The sequence below is a fragment of the Dysgonomonas sp. 521 genome, assembly GCF_010501055.1.
Classification (GTDB): Bacteria; Bacteroidota; Bacteroidia; order Bacteroidales; family Dysgonomonadaceae; genus Dysgonomonas.
The window spans coordinates 1-327 of record NZ_QVMO01000052.1 but is presented as its reverse complement, the minus strand read 5'-3'; the positions used below and the strand labels follow the sequence as shown (position 1 = coordinate 327).

Sequence of the window (327 nt, the reverse complement as noted above, 5' to 3'; positions counted from 1 at the left end):
GACCTTGCCGTTGAACGGGCAGCCTGCGCCGGAGATTGTAGTGGGCGACAGTTCGTTCGTTCCAAGATTGAGTTTGATAATGTTTTATGAAACGGGTTGTGGCAACTGTCATTATGAGTTGGAACAGTTGAAAAAGAATTATAAATTACTGACAGATAACAATATCCGTGTAATCTCCATTGCTGCCGACATTGGCGAAGAAGTTCACGCGGAGACATCTGCCGGATTGCCTTGGGCAGACAAGTTGTGCGACTATAAGGGTTTCGACGGGGCTAACTTTCGCAATTACGGTATCGTGGGTACGCCTACATTCATCCTGACGGATAA

1 protein-coding gene is annotated in these 327 nt (G+C 46.8%); it reads left to right on the top strand.

What is annotated here, in order from left to right:
• Positions 1–327: peroxiredoxin (locus D0T84_RS14395; RefSeq protein ID WP_163308560.1), on the top strand; the 327-nt coding region annotated here is incomplete at both ends.